Genomic DNA, 17013 nt, shown 5'->3' with positions numbered 1-17013 from the left:
AATGCTACTGACTTGGCGATGCCGCCGGGCAAACGGCTGTTGCGGACAGCCTTGGAGATGCGAATCCGCGAGTTGGGCGAGCTTTATGCCATGCCGCTGTCTCCCTCGGCGTATGTGCAGTCGCTCTCGATGGGCGAACGTCAGCGTCTCGAGATATTGCGCTGCCTGATCCAAGACACTCAGCTATTGATCCTGGACGAGCTCGGTGCTAACGCCCGGCGAGGTCGAGCCGCTATTCGCCACGCTGCGCCAGCTGGCCAGCGAAGGTACGGGCATTCTGTTCATCAGTCACAAGCTCAAGGAGGTTCAGGCGTTGTGCCAGACGGCCACCGTGTGGGCTGTGGAGAGGCCGGGAAGCCACCTACATTGCCTATGGTGTGTACTCTGGGGCAGACTCTGGGTCCCGCAGCGTGGGTGAATGTCATCATGACCTCAATGAGCATACCTGAGGGCGGGGTTCGTGCCCGCAATGAAAGCCTTATTTTCGAAGCCGCAGAACGCATGTTCGCCTGCCATGGCTATCGAGGTGCCAGCGTGCAGAGCATTGCCGAAGCTGCGGGACTGCCCAAGTCCAATGTGCTGTACTACATTGGCAGTAAACGTCAGCTATACGTCTCTCTGCTCGAGCGCATGATGTCGCGCTGGAACATGATGCTGGATGACATCAGCGAGGAGGATGACCCGGCGCAGGTGCTGGAAGCCTTCATCCGCACCAAGATGCGCCTGACTCGGATGCATCCCCAGGGCTCGCGGTTGTTTGCCGCAGAGATTCTCCAAGGCGCACCTTTTTTGCAGGAATATCTCAAGGGTGAACTGCGCGAGTGGGTTAGGGCACGTGCCAAGGTGCTCGAACAATGGTCTCGCAGGGGCCTGATGGATCCGGTGGATCCGGTATGGTTGATCTTCCTGATCTGGTCGGCGACTCAGCACTATGCGGATTTCGAGGCCCAAGTGTTGGGAATTACCAACCGTGCCGAGCTCGAGGAGAGCGACTATCAGTCGATTACCGACTTTTTATGCCAAGTCGTGCTCAAGGGGTGTGGCGTTAAAAAATAAAACAGAGAGGGAGTAATCCGTTCATGTCGAAGCAGGCTCAAGGCTGATAGCGGGAAGAACCATATGCCGGAGGGTGGCGCATCCGGCATGTTGGGGCTTATCTCACAGGAACCAGGCGACAACCAGCTGCGGTGCACTATTGATGTTGTGGCCGGCGTCACCTCCTTGCCTGCATAGTCGAAGTGGCCCTTGAAGAGCCATTTGGTATCAGCGATCTCTAACTTGCTGCCCCAGACCAGCGTGACCTGCCAAGTCGCCCGGTATATCCGTGTCGTTACGAACATAGCCGTTGACCTGGAAGTAATCCATGCCAGGGATAGCCAGGTTCACACCCAGGCCATAGAGGCGACGATTGAGGTTATCACCCCATTTCCACATTCCCATCACAGACGGGCTTCGTTGGAAGGCGGCGAGCGAATAACGAGGCTGGCCAGGCCAAGCTGTACCGATAATGCGTGAAATGTATTATCGTAGGGCTGGCTTGGGCATCGTCAACGTACGGATATAAGGTAAACCATAGTTATGAAAACAGGACTGTTTCTCGCCAGCTTACCGTTGCTAGTGCTGCTGGGATGCAGCGATGATGCACCGCCGAACGTTGAGGCCCCTGATGCTCAATCGAATGTCCAGGATGTCGAGGATGGCGCGAAGAAAGGTGAAGCGTTTCGCGTCACCTGCGAGGATGATGCCAAGTTCTTGATTCGTTACGTTCAGAACGACGAGCAAGATACGGTCGAACTAACCTATGATAATGAGGTTTACGAATTGAAGAGGGTCGAAGGGGCCTTGGATAAACGTTATGCTTCTCCGCAGGGCCCCGTCGAGGGAGTCGGAGTCGAATGGCTACATGACAAGGATGAAGCCACTTTATCGACATATCCGATTGGCTCTGATAGCAGTAAAACCGGCACGCCGTTACATATTCGTTGCCACGCGCGGTAAGTAGTGACGTATTGACAAGCCGGTAGTGCCTGAATCGACTAAATGGCACTCCTGGCTTGTGCTTGGTTTCGCGGATTCTCTTTTATATCATGTTAAGCGGCAAACATTTGTTCAAGCGAAGCCAGGCCGCCATAGATGACTTAGCGAGTTGAGCTTTTTGCCCAGATCCGCATCGGATGAGGCCGCGTCTTGGCCACGTCCAAATATAAACAGATCCATTATCCAGCCTTGAGTTTTTTCTTCGGTGAGCTTGGCATTTTGCAGTTCGAGTTGCACGGCATCTTCATCATTCACAAAGGCTGGGCTGGAATGAGCCGCCTGTAGCATTCTGCCTGCAAATAGCATGTATTCATCGATATTGGCGAAGCGATTTCTATTGCGGAAGAAAACTCCTACAGCAGCAACATGAATAACCCGGCCTTCGTGTTTGCCATACCAATGTTCGACCCGTGCCGACTCCAGCATTCCATCAGGCGCGTTGATGGCATGAAGTAGCTTTCGAAGGAGCGGTTGATCCTCGACCTCAGGTATCTCTTCGATAATTTCCGGATGAGCCACTAACGAGCGATACGGGTATACCACACCCTCTGCATGATGCTCGGCGTCGTAAGGTATTTCAAAAACCTCGTTGTCCAGAGTCAGGCGTAGGCCGACTTTTCTAATCATCGTGCGCTCTCTCAAGCTAAAATACTCAAAATTATCAAACCCATGCGCGAGAAACCATCATGACGTCGATAGCGAATAGTACATCTTGTACTGCGGTTAGGCTTGAGAGAGCTACCTATACGCTGGCAGGAAACGGCTAACCGCCACCGAGGCCTTCCACTACATACCCCGTCCCCCCGCATTGCGGACATTCTTCCTGGCCAATGCGGCCACTGCCTTGACACTTACGACATAGATTCTCTCCGGTTCCGGGTGTCCCTGGCGATGCCTCATCACCGGGCTCCATTGATCTATCTGGGTGGTTATCTTGTAGGGTCATGTCAGTAATCCTCTTCAAGCAGGATGACAACATCGATAATTGCTATCTTGCAGTGTCTAACGGCTTCTCACTATAACGTGGCAACTTAAAGCGTGTGCTGCAAGGGCAACGAAGCACAGCTAAAGAAACGCAGGATGACGAATCGGTATCGCCAGACCAACTGCGCTTTCGCATATGCCGGTTTAGGCTAACCTATTATTATCTATTTGAGGAGCTGGCCTATGTTCTTTCAAAGTACAATATGGGTGCTAGCGATTCTGGTCCTTGCGGCGCTAGGGGCATTGTCGCTACTCCTGAGATGGCGTAAGAAGAAGGGGAAATTCTTGCCTCGCGTACGCTTTAGCGATGATGACCCTCGCGCTAAAGAAGCAAGCGAGTGGCCGGAATATATGAGGCAGGTCTTATTGCCTGTCGCTGGCATCGCATTAGTCGTCGCTATCATCTATTTGTTTTATATCTATCGCCATATAAGCCAAGCGGAAATATAATTCCGATTCAAGGAAAAAGCCCCCTAAAGGGGGCTCACCTTAAATAGGGGCTTCGCCGTTCTTCTCTTGGGCCAAGGCTCTAGCGTCTTCCTCGGAATCAAACAATTCAATGCTGGCGCCTGTTTGTGAATTGTAGACTTCGAACTGCGTTGCTGCCTCGCTGCCGGGTACGTCAATTTGTCGTACGGTGTATGTCTGGGTCAGCTCTCCTTCTCCCACCTGATCAAGAAGGGTATATTCTGGATCGCCTTCATAATCGCGTGCCGCTTTTATAGCTTCAGGTTCGGTGTCGTGACGTGAAACCTCGGCTCCGCTGCCAGCGTCGCTGGCATCAACGACTTTCCAGCCGATAATGAAACGGCTGTCTCCCCGGCTTTCGACAATAGGCTCGACACGGGCTGTTTTTACCATACGAACTCTCCTGTAAAACTAATAGTGCTACGTATATAGCTCAATTTGGCGGTATAAGCAGTGCGGTGCGAAGCTATACTCGGGAGACTGTACTTGGTAGCCGCTTTAAGGCTTGGCTAAGCCGGGCGGGAAGGAGGTGCATGCAGAAGGGAGATCAATTTCCCTGAAGTGCTTGGCCTCGGTACGACAAGATGATAGAACGCAAGGCTCGTGCGGTACCACGTGACTGAGATGACCCCCCTGACAGGATGCTGATTTCTCGTCAGCAACCAGGAAAATGCATGTTTCTTAATGATTTTTACACATTGACTGATGGGCGGATCTGCATCGCTGCAGACCAGGCTAGCCATTTCGCCAAGTGCATGGCCGATGACTACAATCCGATTCATGATCCGGACGCTCGACGCTTTTGCGTGCCGGGAGACCTACTGTTTGCGTTAGTTCTCGCTCGCCATGGCCTCTCTCAGCAAATGTCATTTCATTTTTGCGGCATGGTTGGTGACGGTGCTTCGTTACTCATTAGCGAACAGGATGATGGCAACCTCAAAGTGATCGATGATGCGGGCAAGGAATTCCTGCTTATCGAGCGAGAAGGGGCTACCACCCGGGATGCACGTATCGTCGAGTCTTTTATACGACGCTATATTGCCTTCTCCGGCCGAAACTTCCCCCATTATCTCAAGCCGTTGATGGAGGAGCACGGAGTGATGTTCAATCCTCAACGTCCGCTGGTCATCTATGATCGCATGGATTTCGCGCTGGATACGCTGGATATTGCTGAGTTGCAGGTGGAGTTCACTGGCTCCAAACTCCATATCAATGGCAAACGAGGTGAGGCGTATCTGAATTTTCGCATGATGTCACAAGGCCGACAGGTGGGGCGTGGCTCCAAAAAGCTCGTGATCAGCGGGTTGCAGCCCTACGATGCGTCGGTAATGGACGATTTCGTCGATAAGTTCAACCGACGCAAGGCGCAGACGGGCAAACTGAGTTAACCTGTCGTAAACGGATCGGTTCATTAACTGTGGGTTGAATGGGGCTTGTGCACTGCTGTATTGGCAGGCACACCGGGTGTGCTTAAGGAAACAGTAAGACCCTGGCTGTACTGTCGATGAGACGAGCTAGTCTAAATTTGCTAGCGAAATACGACTCACGACAGGGAAAATTGATGTGCTACTTGGATCTGTTAACTTTAAAATCGATGTGGATGTTGTCAGGTGTGCTAGAAGGGAATGATGAGGATACTGGGTCATAGCTCGGCATTCTATATAGGTCTACGTTTTTCTTGCTCAGCCTAGATTTACTGAGCGGCATTGAGGGCGCTGGGCCTCTTGAAGTGAGCCGACGTTTGCCACCTGCTTGCGACGCTTTTTTCAGTTCTTTTTTTGTCTCGGGTTCGCTTTGCAGGGGATATGTCATGCTACTTTGAACAACGTTAAATAAGCAGTGGTAGAAAAATGAAGTTTTCGAAAATCCTTGTCGTTTGTACGGGCAATGTGTGCCGTAGTCCCGTCGCGGAAGCTCTACTCAAGGCGCGACTGCCGCAACTCAGCATCGAATCTGCCGGTTTGGGAGCTCTTGTCGGTCATGACGTCGAGCCTACGGCAAAAACGCTAGCCGAGGCTGATGGGCTGAAAATCGGTAATCACCAAGCACGGCAGATTACCTCGGATATGATCCAGTCTGCCGATCTGATCCTAGTCATGAGCGAAGGCCAGCGGCATGCTGTGGCCAAGCTCGTACCCTCTGCCACCGGCAAGACGCTTTTATTCGGGCGGTGGTTAGGCGCGGGGGGAAGAGGCGAAGATATCCCCGATCCGTATCGAAAAAGCCGAGAAGCCTTCGAGCACGTTCACCACCAGTTGGTACGAGCTGCCGACACTTGGCAACCCAAGCTCATTTGATGTTTAGCCTATGCCAGCAGGCGGGCCTGCCCGGAAGCAGACAAAGTGGATCGGCATTGAACAGTTTGTTTAGGATTGATAACTTGGGTTAGCGGCGTTGTCATGATCGCGATGCTAGGTTGAAGCTCCACCCATAGGCAGGATGCTTATATGTTCAATCGATCAAGGAATGTCGCTTGCCCTAAATGTCATAATTTCAGCTCTTGGAAAGATATGAGGAATCCTCAGCCTTCCGATGAGCTCTTTTGCCAGCATTGTGATGCGCTCATTTCGAACTATGATGAATATGTGTGCGGTATGCTGAGAGACGAGGTGTCTCGCTTAATGGAACACTATGCTGCCCCGAACCCCGCTAGCGATCTCGCGCTTCTTAAAAGCGCTCTTTCCAGTCAAAACGCCCGCCTCTGAATCCCGATAAGCGGCCGCCCAGTGGTGGCTGCAGGGCAGTAATGGTAATCGGAGTAGCTGGCCGATACTGGAGTGATCCTATGACCTGTGGCTGTGAAGCGACCTTCTTAATCATGCCCTACTTTCGTCAGAAAAAAATAACGACTCTGTCACAAGCAACAACATTTGCATGATTAGACCTAGCATGGCAAGCAAGGCTTTCCAAGAATAAGCTGATCTGTAAGGGGTGTTAGTGAGAACCTCGACTAACTTATTCATGGCTATTCTAGCCTCCATAGAATGGCCGGTATAGGGAATTCGTATTGTGAGCACTGATATTAAAACTATAGTCTGGATTTTTATGAGTCAATGATAGACTATTCAATAGTCTGGTGTGACGACACCTTTCTGGTTGAATATCTTCATATAATATCTCGGCTGGTTCTGTAGCGCATAGTGTCGTCTCTCTTTCTTATCTATCGGGGGCGAAGTGAATCTATCACGCAGGAGCTTCATTCTTAAGGCATTACAGGCCGGTACCATTTTTACGGCAGCCGATAGTGCCTATTCCTACCTCCCCAACGCCAAGGGGTTGGCCGCTGACGCAGCAGAAGGAAAACATTGGCAGTCAGGCGAATATGATAATGGGCTGCGTCATGTCGATATCTCCAAGACTCGTGTCACTACCGCCACGGGGTCGCAAGCGTTGGATAGCGCTTTGGAGCAGCGGACTATATACGTAAATAACATTAACGAGATGGTGTCATTAAATACAAGTAAGCTAGCAGACATGCAGCTTGTTAACGTGATGGGATATGATATTCCGGGGGATGGCGGCGGCGGCTTTTTTCGCTGGTGTGCAGCTAGTACCGAGTTGCAAGATGGAGGGTTCGTTTTCGCGCCAGCTAGAGGAAGTCGGGGCCGATGGGTCCGCAACGCTGACAAATCTACCGTTTGTGTGGAATGGTACGGAGCTAAGGGCGACGGGGAAGCTGACGATACTGATGCGATACGTGCCGCATGTGCATCTTCTGTACCATACGATCATGATTACTCCGGCTACACGTTCCAAAAATCTGGAGGTAGGGAAATTCGACTGCGTTCGGGAGGTAATTACAAAATTACCAAGCCTATCTACTTGCGCAAAGGGGATTGGCTTCGAGGCAGCGGTTATACTTCCACCCGTATATTTACAAGCACTCCTGATATAGGCGAAATGATATATGTAGGTCATGGTCTAATAGAGGGAGCGCCGGTAAAGGATCCCGGCGGGCTAGTGCCCATAGTATCTGATATTTGCTTTGCGGAAACGACAGGTGGAACGTCGGCAATTTATCTTGATGGTATCCAAGGTTGGGTTGTTAGGAGTTGCTGGTTTTTCGTTGATGTTTGCGTTCGGACAGAAGGAAATACAACCGACGGGCAGCTTCTCAACAGCTTGGCTGATAATGGCACCTCTCATTTGATTATGATGAAGGGGGCAGGCGATGAATACAATACATCGCAGACGACCCTTATCGAGGGCTGTACTGTTTTCAAGAGCCGTTATGGAGGAATAAAAATAGATGGAGTGACCGACTTGATCATCTCAAACTGTTTTTTCAATTTTGTCCCTGAATATGGTATATACACAGGAGGGAGGAAGAAGAATTCTCGCATAAAAGTAGTTGGTTGTAACTTTAAGGCAGAAAGAGGAGGTGCCTCTATAGCGCCCTACCAACAACATATACGAGTAACATCGCCAACAAAAGGATTTGAAATCGCTGACTGTAGTTTTTCATATTCTCGCCATGCAGATGTCTATAGTACATCTGGGGTAAGCGTGAGAGGAGGCTTGTCTTTTGCGGCGGGGAGTGTATCTATTCGTGTTAGCGGCGGAACAGCTACTAGTGTTTCAGGTATGCGTTTCATGGAAACCGGCGATACTCCTATATACGCAACTTCTAGTATTAGCGTGACGAGCTGTGAATTCTTGAATTCTTTTAACGATGGCCATCCGAAGGAGGATTGCAAAAGTGGTGCAGTGCATCTAAGTCAATCAGCAGGAGGATCAATAGTGCATAACAATATAAGATATGATTCGAAAGGGCCAGTGGTTAGTTCTGAAGGAATCAGCGGTTGTATCACATCAGGAAACCTTTCATCTTATTTTCTAGATGTGGTGCATTGCACAAGCGAGGGGGTCAATTACTATGCAAATGAGAGAGTTGATAATCCTATTGGGAGATGGAGAAACGTAACGAAGATAGGAGGCTCTTACGTGTCGTGGGTTGATTCTACAGGGGCACTCAGAATAAAGGGTGGAAACCCGACGAACGATACGGATGGAACTCTCGTTGGATTAATATGATTCGAGAGTCTGAACTACTCCCTCTAGGCTTAGGTGCCATATCCGGAGGGTATTATAATATCTTGGGCTTGAAAGATGTGCCTTCTCTGAAGGCTTAATATTGCAACTTGGCAAATCTCACCGCTAGGCTCAATCTTTATAGCCTTCTATTATTGCGGCCAGCCTTAGTCGCCATAAGAGCGTACTACATCACCCCCTGCAGCCAAGCCTTGCATAGCCAGCCACCGGCACGAGCGATTTCCGCCTCACTCGTGCCGGCATAGCCCAGCACCAGACCGGGCTCTCTATGGTTCCCTAAGTAGTAACGCGACAAGGGCGATAGGGTAATGCCTTGCTCATGACATTGAGCCACTAGGTGTTGTTCCAGCCCCAGTGATTCGAGTTTTGCCACCAGATGCATGCCGGCCTGGCCTTGTGAAAGCGCTAACCCCTGCGCCGTGGCGGGCGCCAGAGCGTCACGTAGACAGGCCTGACGATGGCGATAGCACGTTCGCATGCGCGCCACATGTCGAGCGAAATGTCCCTCGGCAATGAATTCGGCCAGTGCCGACTGCACGGCATACTGACCCTCCCGGTGCAGGCGAGCATTGGCGCGCCGAAAGTCATCGACCAGCGCATAAGGCAGCACCAGGTAGCCCAGGCGTAGCCCCGGATAGAGGACCTTACTGAAGGTGCCCACGTAGATTACCGGCGCTCGCCCGGCGAGTCCCTGCAATGACGCTACCGGGGGAGTGGTGTAACGGAATTCGCTGTCGTAATCGTCCTCGACGATCCAGGATTTATATCGTTCGGCACACGCCAGCAGCGCGAGACGGCGTGCCATGGTCATCGTCACTCCGCTGGGATATTGATGCGACGGGGTAACATAGATCAGCCTGGGAGCAGGGGCCTCTGGGGACAGCGCATCGGGATGGATGCCTTGTTCATCCACGGGTACGGGAATCGTGTTCAGCCCGGCCATGGAAAAGCAGGCCTGGGCGCCGCCATAGCCGGGTTCCTCAATCCATGCCGCATCGCCGGGATCCGCCAGCAGCCGAGCGATCAGTTCGAAGCCCTGCTGAGCACCTTGAGTGATAAGGATCTGTTCGGGGCGGCAGTGCACCGAGCGTGCCAAGTGTAGATAATCGCAGAGTGCCGTCTTCAGGGCCGGCAGTCCGCCCTGAGCCTGGTAGTCGAACCAATCTTCCTGCGCTCGGTACTGGTGGCGCCGCAACATGCGCTGCCAAAGCTCGCGCGGGAACCGGTCAAGTGCCGGAATACCCGGTGCGAAGGCACGATGGCTGGTACCCATCGTGCCGCAGAAATCGAGCAGTTGCTGTCCTCGCCGAGAGAGTCGACCGGCCTCGGAGATCGGGGCTCGTCCGGCCATGCCGGCCGGCGTCGGGGGCAGATCGGCGACGAATAGCCCGACGCCCTGGCGCGCCGCCACAAAGCCCTCCGCCACCAGCCGATCCATGGCAGCGAGTACGGTATTGCGCCCCACGCCCAACGACTGCATCAAGCGGCGCGACGAGGGCAGGGCGCTGCCAGAAGCCAGCTCACCGTTCTGAATCCATCCGCGTAGCGCGTCGTAAAGGCGCTGTGTCAGCGTGCCGGTCCCGGCGACAGCCAAGTGCATGGCCAGCGCCTCAATGACCCATTCGCTGTGTGCTCGCTCGTGGTCCACTGGTTCCCCGTTTTTACTTGGAATTGGCCCTTATGTAAGAACCACTATGACGACAAACTGACGGCCTGTCACTTTGATCCGCCAGGAGCGACCATGAACGCCATCCGTCCCGCCAGCGTCTCCGATCTCGATGCCCTGAGCCGGCTACTCGACGGTTACCGTCGCTTCTATGACCAGACCGGCGACGTGGCGGCCGCTCGTACCTATCTCGTTCAGCGCTTTGCCTTGGGCGACTCCCGGCTGTTGGTGCATGAAGCCAACGGTGCGCTGACAGGCTTCGTTCAGCTCTATCCGGGGCTCTCCACTGTCAGCCTCGGTCCACGCTGGACCCTGGCTGACCTCTATGTATTGCCCGAGGCGCGTGGGCAGGGTATCGGCCGGGAACTGATGCAAGCCGCGACCGAGCTGGCCGTCGATCAGGGCGTTCGCCGGCTGACGCTGAATACGCAGACCCACAATCACCCCGCGCAACGCCTCTACGAGTCGCTGGGCTGGCAACGCAATGATGCCTTTCACGCCTATACGCTCGTAATCGACTGAACGAAAGGAAGCCGGCCATGCCTGACCTCGTCGCTAATCGTTTCGACCAACCCATCGGCTCTGTTGTGCCGGAGTGGCAGCCACCGGGGCGGCCCGGTGCTACCCCGATGAAGGGACGCTTCTGCCGCCTCGAGCCTCTGGATGCCGAGCGCCATGCCTCGTCACTGTGGAGCGCCTGGCAACTGTCCGGCCCGCAACTGCCGGAGGATCGTGCAGGCGAGGCCCGCTGGACATACCTGGGTGGGCGGCCCTTTGATAACTTGGAGAGCTGCTATGGCTGGCTGCATCAGCGCAGCATGAGTCCGGATCCGACGTTCATGGCCGTCATCGACGTGGATAGCGGAGACGCTCTGGGTGTCGCCGCCTGGCTCAACGTCGTGCCCGAGCACGGCACGGTCGAGCTGGGACATCTGAGCTTTTCGGCTCGGCTGTCCCGTACCTCGGCCGCTACCGAGGCGCTGGTGCTGATGATGGCTCATGTGTTTGCGCTGGGCTACCGCCGACTGGAATGGAAATGCGATGCGCTGAATGCCCCGTCACGACGGGCCGCGCAACGGCTCGGCTTTCAGTTCGAAGGCATTTTCAGACAGCACCGTGTCGTAAGTGGCCATAACCGGGACTCTGCCTGGTATTCCCTGCTCGACACCGAATGGCCCAAGCTGCAACCGCTGTTCATGCGCTGGCTGGCGCCAGAAAATTTCGATGCCCGGGGCCGGCAGCGCATCTCGCTGTCGACGCTGACCAGTGCGGCGTAACAGGCGCCGGCTGTCTCTTTCCCTCTGAAAAAGAGCCGCTATGTATCTACCCGCTCAGTTTGCCCTGACCGATTCCGACGCCCTGCGTACAGTAATAGAGGCCAACCCCTTTTCCTCGCTGGTTACGACCGGCCCCGAAGGCCTGACCTGTGATCACCTGCCGCTCCTGTTCGAGCCGACCGAGGACGGAAAAGGCATACTGCGTGGCCATATTGCTCGTGCCAACGCCCTCTGGCGTGCGGGTGAGCGGGACGCTCTGGCAATTTTTCACGGCCCCCAGGCCTACATCACGCCGAGCTGGTATCCCGACAAGCAGAAACATGGCCGGGTGGTGCCCACCTGGAATTATCAGGTGGTACATGCTCACGGCCGGCTGTGCTTTATCGAGGATCCCGCTTGGCTCAGACAAAATGTCGCTGCGCTGGTTGAGCGCTTCGAAAGTCAGCGGACGGTCCCTTGGGCACTTGAGGATGCGCCCGAGGACTATATCGAAAACATGTGTCGCGCCATTGTGGGGATAGAGCTCACCATCACGCGGCTGACGGGCAAGCATAAGGCCAGCCAGCACAAGTCGTACGAAGAGCGCGAGGCCATCCGGCGAGGGCTTCTGGAAGAATATGGCGTCGATGCCGAGAAGGCTGCCTGCTTGAGCGGTATTGGCTCTTCCTGAGTGAGGGGCGGGAGAATTCTCGGGCACGCTTGTGGCATTATGATAAAAACGCTTTCGGGACGGATCGATGGGCGGGCGACGTAACGACAACATGAACTTCTGGCGCGATGCCGATCTGCCCTATATCGAGGCACGCGTCACGCGGGATGGCCGAGGTATCGGTTACGCCAAGCATAGTCATGACACGTTTTCGATCGGTGCCGTTACCGGCGGCCAGAGCCTCTATTGGCATCAGAAGGCCGCCAGCACTGTCACACGTGGCTCGGTCGTGCTGATGAATCCGCACGAGATTCATGCCTGCAATCCGCTTACCGATCGGCCTTGGTCCTACTGCATGCTATATGTCGAGCCGGCATGGTTGGTGCGGCTTCAGCACAGCCTGGGATGCGCTGCCGCTGGGGGCTTTCGGCATTTTGCCACCTATGTCAGCCAGGATCCGGTGATCTTCCGCGGTCTGCTCACGCTCTGCGTGATACTGATGGATCCGCGCCAGACCACCTCTACCCGGGATGCGCGGGCCAGAGCATTCTTCACCGGGCTGCATCGACGCCTGGCGCTGGTCGATCGGCATGCTACCGGGTCTTCCGGTCAGGGGCTGAGTCATGCGGCGTCTTTCATGCGTGAACATTGCACCCAACCGCTGCGACTTGCCGACGTTTCTGCCATCGCCGGTGTGTCATCCGCCTATCTGGTGCGTTGTTTCAAGCAGCAGTACGGTATTACTCCCTATGCGTTTCTTACGGACTGCCGTATTCGGCATGGCCAGGTTGAACTCAAACGTGGCCGCCCGATCGCGGACGTGGCACTGGAGTGTCAGTTCGCCGATCAGCCTCACTTTCAGCGCACCTTCAAACGTTTCACTGCCGTCACGCCTCGGCAGTATATCCAGGTCACATCAGGCTGAGCGTCAGTGCACTGATCACTAGCGTTGCGGCCATTCCCCGGTTGAACCAGCGAACCTGTGCAGGGTTTTGTAGCCAGCGTCCCATGAAGGCGCCGGCGGCTGCCCAACAGGCGAGACTGGCATAACAGATGGCGAAGAATAAACCGGAGAACGCCAGCACCAGAGTGGTATCGCCGCCTGCGGTATAGGCGCCCATGCCGGCGATTGACGCCATCCAGGCCTTGGGATTCAACCATTGCATGGTGGCGCCGACCAGCATCGAGGGCGGCCGGGCATCGTTGTGTCCCAACCTGCCATTGTCAGCGGCCAGCTTGTACGCCATGAACAGCAGAAAGGCGACGCCCGCCCAGCGAATCCACTCCGTCAGGCTAGGCCAATGCCGAAATGCCTGATGCAGGCCCAGCCCGATCAGCAATAGCAGTAGGGTGAAGCCTAGCGTAGCTCCGCTGACATGGCGAAGGCTGGACCGGAAGCCATGTTTCACGCCGGCACTGAGCGCCACGAGGTTGACGGGGCCGGGAGACAGCGAGGCCGCGACGGCAAACGCCACCATGGATAGCAATAGAGTCGGGGTCATTCAGCGTTACTCTCGTCATCGAACCAGCCGAGAGTAAGCTGCCTGAAGTTCCCCGATATTGAACAATATTGACTTGATGTGCCGAGCTGGGGAGCCTCCGCGCTCGGTGCTGCGGCGGATACGTGTCGCTCAGTTCCCCGTTCCGTCAGTCGTGCTCCACCTCGGTAACTGCAAAATTGGAGGAGTCCAGGCGGAGCTCAATCTCACGCTGCTGAGCGTCGTAACCCTCGATTTCAAGGTGCCCATCAGCATCGACATCCAGTTGGGAAAATCGCTCCAGTCCCGCCTCGCGAGCACTAGCCAAGGCCTCGCGGACCTGTTCACCGGTCAGGCTCCAATCGGGTATCTGGCTTTTGCTCTTCTCCTCATGAACCCAATGGCCATCCGATACGCGCATGTCGACATCGAGATGCCAGCCGTCGTCCCGCCAGCCTTCGAGTTCTAGGTGGGCATCTTCATCGTCTAAGGAAATCTCCTCGTAATGCGTGTATCCATACTGGCTGGCATGCTTCAGCATACGGTGCAGTTCATCACGTGTCAGAGCATCGTTAGCGGCCAGTGCGTCGGTCGCCAAGCCACCGATCAGGGCGGCGGGAAGAATAAGATAGGGTAAAGGTTTCATCACGGCTCTCCTGGCACATTAACTCACGTTTCTCGAGTCTCGTGATGCTGTTGTACGCTAGGCGACCTTGCCGTGGGCTGAAAGCCACGTTCATCCTACGTTCATCTTCCGCTTGGTCCTCTTGAGACGATGTGTCTCCTCGCTTGCCTTTCGCTGGCGGCGGGCAACAGGCCCGTTCATGGTACGTTCATATCGTTTTTGGCATGCTATCCAGATGAAAAAATTACTTCCCGTTAGCCTTCTGTTGGCCGCTCTGGTCGGCTGGGGCATCAGCCTGAATTTTTTGGCGCATGCTGATGAAGATGATTGGCGAGAGCTCCATGACGACGTCAGGGCTGGGCGTCTGGTGTCGCTACCCAGGATCCTGGACTGGTTGGAAGCTCATTACCTGGGCGTGATACTGGAAATCGAGCTGGAGCGGGATGGGGAACAGCCGCGTTATGAAGTCGAGATGCTAGGTCCTCAGGGACAACTGGTCGAGTTTGAATTCGATGCCACCAACGGCAAATTGGTCGAAACCGAAGGGATCAACATCGAGGACATGGAGCGACCGTGAAAATTCTTCTGGTAGAAGACGACCCGGCCCTAACCGAGGTATTAAGCGATGCCTTGCGTGATGCGGGACTGTTACTGGAAACCAGCACAAACGGTAAGGAGGCCGATTTTCTGGTACGAACCGAACGCTATGATGCCGTCATTCTCGACCTGGGACTCCCCGATGGCGACGGAACCCGGTGGCTGGCCCAGTGGCGCGAAGACGGGATCGACCTGCCGGTGTTGATACTCACGGCACGTGAGCGTTGGTCCGACAAGGCCGCCGGATTTTCCGCCGGTGCCGACGATTACGTCACCAAGCCCTTCGAGACTGCCGAAGTCTTATTTCGGCTACGTGCATTGATGCGCCGTAGCCATGGCCACGCACATCCGATACTGTCCTGCGGCAGTCTGGACTTCGATACCCATAGTGGCAGCGTCACCTTGGCGGGACGTCCCGTGGCGCTGACCGCACAGGAGTCCCGCCTGCTGTGCTACTTGTTGCATGCCGCCCCCCGTATCGTCAGCCGTGCCGAGCTATCCGAGCATGTCTACAATCGTGACCACGAGCCGGACTCCAACGTGATCGATGTCCAGATCAGCCGCCTGCGGCGCAAACTGGGAAGTGGCTGCATCGAGACGCGACGTGGACAAGGCTATCGCCTCGTGCCCGCTGAAACCGCATCATGAAACAACGCCTGCGAGCCAGGCTTACCCCTCCTGCGCATTGGTCGTTGGGGCGGCGCTTATTGACCGCCGCGCTGATCCTGGTGCTGATCATCCTGCCTCTGGTGGGGGTGGGGCTGGCCTATAATTTTCGTGCGGCAGTCACCGCCTCCTTCGATCAGCGTCTGACCTCGCTCCTGTATGCCTTGCTCGCCGATGTGGAGCTTAGCCCCGCGAGCCAACAGGTAAAGGTTACGGATTCGCTGGGGGATTCGCGTTTTGAACGGGTTTTCTCGGGATGGTACTGGCAGGTGACCGATACGCACGGTACGACGCTCGTGTCACGTTCGCTGTGGGACCAACGTCTGCCCGTCTCCCAGGGCAGCGAGATAACGTTGCGTAACCTGCGCGGCCCACGGGATGAACCGCTGAGGCTCATCGAACGGGAAGTACATCTGTCGGGGTATCCCTATCCCTTGCATATCAGTGTCGCGGCCTCACGAGAGCAACTGGATACCGAAGTCGCCCATTTCCAGTGGCTTCTCGCATTTTCACTGCTGGTACTGGCCATTCTGCTTCTCAGCGGATTGGCGCTACAGATCCGCTGGGGACTGGCACCGTTACGGCGCATGCTGGTCAATCTCGAGGCTGTCGAAGCGGGGCAGGCCGAACGCCTCGAGACTCGATTGCCCAGCGAACTGCGCGAGCTCGCCAGTGCCATGAATGAAGTCCTCGAGCGCGACCGTCGGCTGATCACGCGAGGCCGTGCCGCTGCCGGTAATCTGGCACATGCATTGAAGACGCCGATCAGTGTGCTGCAGACCCTGGCGGACCGGATGCCTGAAGCCCAGCGTCATCAGGTTCGTCAAGAGGTGGCGCGCCTCGACGAAGCCATCCGCCATCATCTGGCACGGGCCTCTGCCGCCAGTGGGGCCCAGTTGGCCGGGCGGGTGCGCTTCAGTCACGTCATTGCCCCCGTGGTCGACGGGCTCGCACGTCTGGCAGGGCGACGGAACATTCGACTCGAGCGCCATATCGACGAGGCTCTGGACGTGCGCATGGACCCGCAGGACCTGCAAGAGCTGGTCGGCAATCTGCTCGACAACGCCCTGCGCTGGGCCGACGGACGTGTCGTACTGGCCATTGCCGCCGAGGAGGAGGGGGTTGGCTTGTCGATAGAAGATGATGGCCCCGGCATGACCGCCGCGCAACGTGAAGCGGCCCTGGCACGCGGTGCCCGCCTTGACGAGCGCCGCTCAGGGTCGGGACTGGGGCTGGCCATCGTGGAGGAGCTGGTCACGCTTTACGGCGGGCGGATAACGCTGGGGCAGGCATCTCTCGGTGGGCTTTCGGTCTACGTCTGGCTACCTGCCGCTGGCGCCGTTTCGAGAAAAAACTAACTTCGGTTGCCAAACATTCCTGCTGTTAGGCTAAGCCACATTTTTCGGGGCAGGAGGCGTCGATTCCATCTCTAAGAGATTGGACGGTAATGATCCGAGCCCGTTCATAAAACGGTAAGGTGGTAGCTGGTAGCTTGTAGGCTTGATCTATAACCG

The 17013-nt window shown here is 55.5% G+C and carries 19 protein-coding genes and 1 pseudogene; 15 read left to right on the top strand and 5 right to left on the bottom strand.

Features of this window, described 5'->3' with window-relative positions; translation table 11 throughout:
- Positions 1–18 precede the first annotated feature (18 nt).
- From ACW4DH_RS08470 to ACW4DH_RS08455, 4 genes and pseudogenes are all read left to right on the top strand, one after another.
- Positions 19–156: pseudogene (locus ACW4DH_RS08470) on the top strand (hypothetical protein); the annotation flags it as partial.
- A gap of 49 nt (positions 157–205) precedes the next feature.
- Positions 206–418, top strand: coding sequence for a hypothetical protein (locus tag ACW4DH_RS08465; RefSeq protein WP_459635970.1), 213 nt, complete (start codon positions 206–208; stop codon positions 416–418).
- A gap of 8 nt (positions 419–426) precedes the next feature.
- The gene (locus ACW4DH_RS08460) at positions 427–1056 is read left to right on the top strand and encodes a TetR family transcriptional regulator C-terminal domain-containing protein (protein ID WP_459635968.1); all 630 of its coding nucleotides are present in this window, start codon (positions 427–429) and stop codon (positions 1054–1056) included.
- 522 nt (positions 1057–1578) lie between these two features.
- The gene (locus ACW4DH_RS08455) at positions 1579–1998 is read left to right on the top strand and encodes an MliC family protein (protein ID WP_459635933.1); all 420 of its coding nucleotides are present in this window, start codon (positions 1579–1581) and stop codon (positions 1996–1998) included.
- A 111-nt stretch (positions 1999–2109) separates the two neighbouring features.
- On the opposite strand, the gene ACW4DH_RS08450 is transcribed toward ACW4DH_RS08455, so the two are convergent.
- Positions 2110–2664, bottom strand: coding sequence for a hypothetical protein (locus ACW4DH_RS08450; RefSeq protein WP_459635932.1), 555 nt, complete (start codon positions 2662–2664; stop codon positions 2110–2112).
- Between the two features lie 540 nt (positions 2665–3204).
- On the opposite strand from ACW4DH_RS08450, the gene ACW4DH_RS08445 reads away from it, so the two are divergent.
- The gene (locus ACW4DH_RS08445) at positions 3205–3471 is read left to right on the top strand and encodes a hypothetical protein (protein WP_459635931.1); all 267 of its coding nucleotides are present in this window, start codon (positions 3205–3207) and stop codon (positions 3469–3471) included.
- Between the two features lie 39 nt (positions 3472–3510).
- On the opposite strand, the gene ACW4DH_RS08440 is transcribed toward ACW4DH_RS08445, so the two are convergent.
- Positions 3511–3882 carry a hypothetical protein gene (locus ACW4DH_RS08440; protein ID WP_459635930.1) on the bottom strand — a complete coding sequence of 124 codons (372 nt, stop codon included), beginning with the start codon at positions 3880–3882 and terminating at the stop codon, positions 3511–3513.
- Between the two features lie 281 nt (positions 3883–4163).
- Here ACW4DH_RS08440 and ACW4DH_RS08435 point away from each other — a divergent pair, with 281 nt between their 5' ends.
- The 3 genes from ACW4DH_RS08435 (at position 4164) to ACW4DH_RS08425 (ending at position 8523) form a co-directional block, all read left to right on the top strand.
- Positions 4164–4877, top strand: coding sequence for a DUF3581 family protein (locus ACW4DH_RS08435; protein WP_459635929.1), 714 nt, complete (start codon positions 4164–4166; stop codon positions 4875–4877).
- Between the two features lie 462 nt (positions 4878–5339).
- Positions 5340–5786, top strand: coding sequence for a low molecular weight protein-tyrosine-phosphatase (locus tag ACW4DH_RS08430; protein ID WP_459635928.1), 447 nt, complete (start codon positions 5340–5342; stop codon positions 5784–5786).
- An 877-nt stretch (positions 5787–6663) separates the two neighbouring features.
- A complete protein-coding gene (locus ACW4DH_RS08425; protein WP_459635927.1) occupies positions 6664–8523 on the top strand; it encodes a hypothetical protein in 1860 nt (619 codons plus the stop codon).
- Positions 8524–8707: 184 nt separating this feature from the next.
- Here the strand turns inward: ACW4DH_RS08425 and pdxR are convergent, their stop codons facing one another.
- Positions 8708–10189, bottom strand: coding sequence for a MocR-like pyridoxine biosynthesis transcription factor PdxR (pdxR, locus tag ACW4DH_RS08420; RefSeq protein ID WP_459635926.1), 1482 nt, complete (start codon positions 10187–10189; stop codon positions 8708–8710).
- 93 nt (positions 10190–10282) lie between these two features.
- On the opposite strand from pdxR, the gene ACW4DH_RS08415 reads away from it, so the two are divergent.
- The 4 genes from ACW4DH_RS08415 to ACW4DH_RS08400 all read left to right on the top strand — a co-directional run bounded on the left by ACW4DH_RS08415 (position 10283) and on the right by ACW4DH_RS08400 (position 13058).
- Complete coding sequence (locus tag ACW4DH_RS08415) at positions 10283–10729, top strand: N-acetyltransferase family protein (protein WP_459635925.1); 447 nt, start codon at positions 10283–10285, stop codon at positions 10727–10729.
- A gap of 17 nt (positions 10730–10746) precedes the next feature.
- Complete coding sequence (locus ACW4DH_RS08410) at positions 10747–11484, top strand: GNAT family N-acetyltransferase (protein ID WP_459635924.1); 738 nt, start codon at positions 10747–10749, stop codon at positions 11482–11484.
- Between the two features lie 40 nt (positions 11485–11524).
- Positions 11525–12154: an FMN-binding negative transcriptional regulator gene (locus ACW4DH_RS08405; protein ID WP_459635923.1), complete on the top strand. Its 630-nt coding sequence runs from the start codon at positions 11525–11527 to the stop codon at positions 12152–12154.
- Between the two features lie 67 nt (positions 12155–12221).
- Positions 12222–13058, top strand: a complete 837-nt coding sequence (locus ACW4DH_RS08400; protein WP_459635922.1) for an AraC family transcriptional regulator — start codon at positions 12222–12224, stop codon at positions 13056–13058.
- On the opposite strand, the gene ACW4DH_RS08395 is transcribed toward ACW4DH_RS08400, so the two are convergent.
- Positions 13045–13635 carry a LysE family translocator gene (locus tag ACW4DH_RS08395; protein ID WP_459635921.1) on the bottom strand — a complete coding sequence of 197 codons (591 nt, stop codon included), beginning with the start codon at positions 13633–13635 and terminating at the stop codon, positions 13045–13047. The genes ACW4DH_RS08400 and ACW4DH_RS08395 overlap by 14 nt on opposite strands.
- A gap of 145 nt (positions 13636–13780) precedes the next feature.
- The gene (locus ACW4DH_RS08390; protein ID WP_459635920.1) at positions 13781–14257 is read right to left on the bottom strand and encodes a hypothetical protein; all 477 of its coding nucleotides are present in this window, start codon (positions 14255–14257) and stop codon (positions 13781–13783) included.
- A gap of 214 nt (positions 14258–14471) precedes the next feature.
- On the opposite strand from ACW4DH_RS08390, the gene ACW4DH_RS08385 reads away from it, so the two are divergent.
- The 3 genes from ACW4DH_RS08385 to ACW4DH_RS08375 are packed head-to-tail and all read left to right on the top strand — an operon-like array spanning position 14472 to position 16857.
- Entirely contained in the window at positions 14472–14813 is a 342-nt protein-coding gene (locus tag ACW4DH_RS08385) for a PepSY domain-containing protein (protein ID WP_459635919.1), read from the top strand.
- Positions 14810–15481 (top strand): response regulator transcription factor, encoded by a 672-nt coding sequence (locus ACW4DH_RS08380; protein ID WP_459635918.1) that lies wholly within the window; start codon positions 14810–14812, stop codon positions 15479–15481. Before ACW4DH_RS08385 ends, ACW4DH_RS08380 begins: the two co-directional genes overlap by 4 nt.
- Positions 15478–16857 (top strand): sensor histidine kinase, encoded by a 1380-nt coding sequence (locus ACW4DH_RS08375; protein ID WP_459635917.1) that lies wholly within the window; start codon positions 15478–15480, stop codon positions 16855–16857. The genes ACW4DH_RS08380 and ACW4DH_RS08375 overlap by 4 nt, the downstream gene beginning before the upstream one ends.
- The last annotated feature ends 156 nt before the right edge of the window (positions 16858–17013 follow it).

Source organism: Halomonas sp. WWR20, from assembly GCF_054602495.1.
This window is presented reverse-complemented; position numbering and strand designations above follow the sequence as displayed.

Coding starts and splice junctions, on each gene's coding strand:
- ACW4DH_RS08455 (WP_459635933.1), top strand. CDS start 1,579: ATGAAAACAGGACTGTTTCTCGCCAGCTTACCGTTGCTAGTGCTGCTG.
- ACW4DH_RS08430 (WP_459635928.1), top strand. CDS start 5,340: ATGAAGTTTTCGAAAATCCTTGTCGTTTGTACGGGCAATGTGTGCCGT.
- ACW4DH_RS08405 (WP_459635923.1), top strand. CDS start 11,525: ATGTATCTACCCGCTCAGTTTGCCCTGACCGATTCCGACGCCCTGCGT.
- ACW4DH_RS08400 (WP_459635922.1), top strand. CDS start 12,222: ATGGGCGGGCGACGTAACGACAACATGAACTTCTGGCGCGATGCCGAT.
- ACW4DH_RS08410 (WP_459635924.1), top strand. CDS start 10,747: ATGCCTGACCTCGTCGCTAATCGTTTCGACCAACCCATCGGCTCTGTT.
- ACW4DH_RS08415 (WP_459635925.1), top strand. CDS start 10,283: ATGAACGCCATCCGTCCCGCCAGCGTCTCCGATCTCGATGCCCTGAGC.
- ACW4DH_RS08395 (WP_459635921.1), bottom strand. CDS start 13,635: ATGACCCCGACTCTATTGCTATCCATGGTGGCGTTTGCCGTCGCGGCC.
- ACW4DH_RS08450 (WP_459635932.1), bottom strand. CDS start 2,664: ATGATTAGAAAAGTCGGCCTACGCCTGACTCTGGACAACGAGGTTTTT.
- ACW4DH_RS08385 (WP_459635919.1), top strand. CDS start 14,472: ATGAAAAAATTACTTCCCGTTAGCCTTCTGTTGGCCGCTCTGGTCGGC.
- ACW4DH_RS08375 (WP_459635917.1), top strand. CDS start 15,478: ATGAAACAACGCCTGCGAGCCAGGCTTACCCCTCCTGCGCATTGGTCG.
- ACW4DH_RS08440 (WP_459635930.1), bottom strand. CDS start 3,882: ATGGTAAAAACAGCCCGTGTCGAGCCTATTGTCGAAAGCCGGGGAGAC.
- ACW4DH_RS08445 (WP_459635931.1), top strand. CDS start 3,205: ATGTTCTTTCAAAGTACAATATGGGTGCTAGCGATTCTGGTCCTTGCG.
- ACW4DH_RS08435 (WP_459635929.1), top strand. CDS start 4,164: ATGTTTCTTAATGATTTTTACACATTGACTGATGGGCGGATCTGCATC.
- ACW4DH_RS08390 (WP_459635920.1), bottom strand. CDS start 14,257: ATGAAACCTTTACCCTATCTTATTCTTCCCGCCGCCCTGATCGGTGGC.
- ACW4DH_RS08460 (WP_459635968.1), top strand. CDS start 427: ATGACCTCAATGAGCATACCTGAGGGCGGGGTTCGTGCCCGCAATGAA.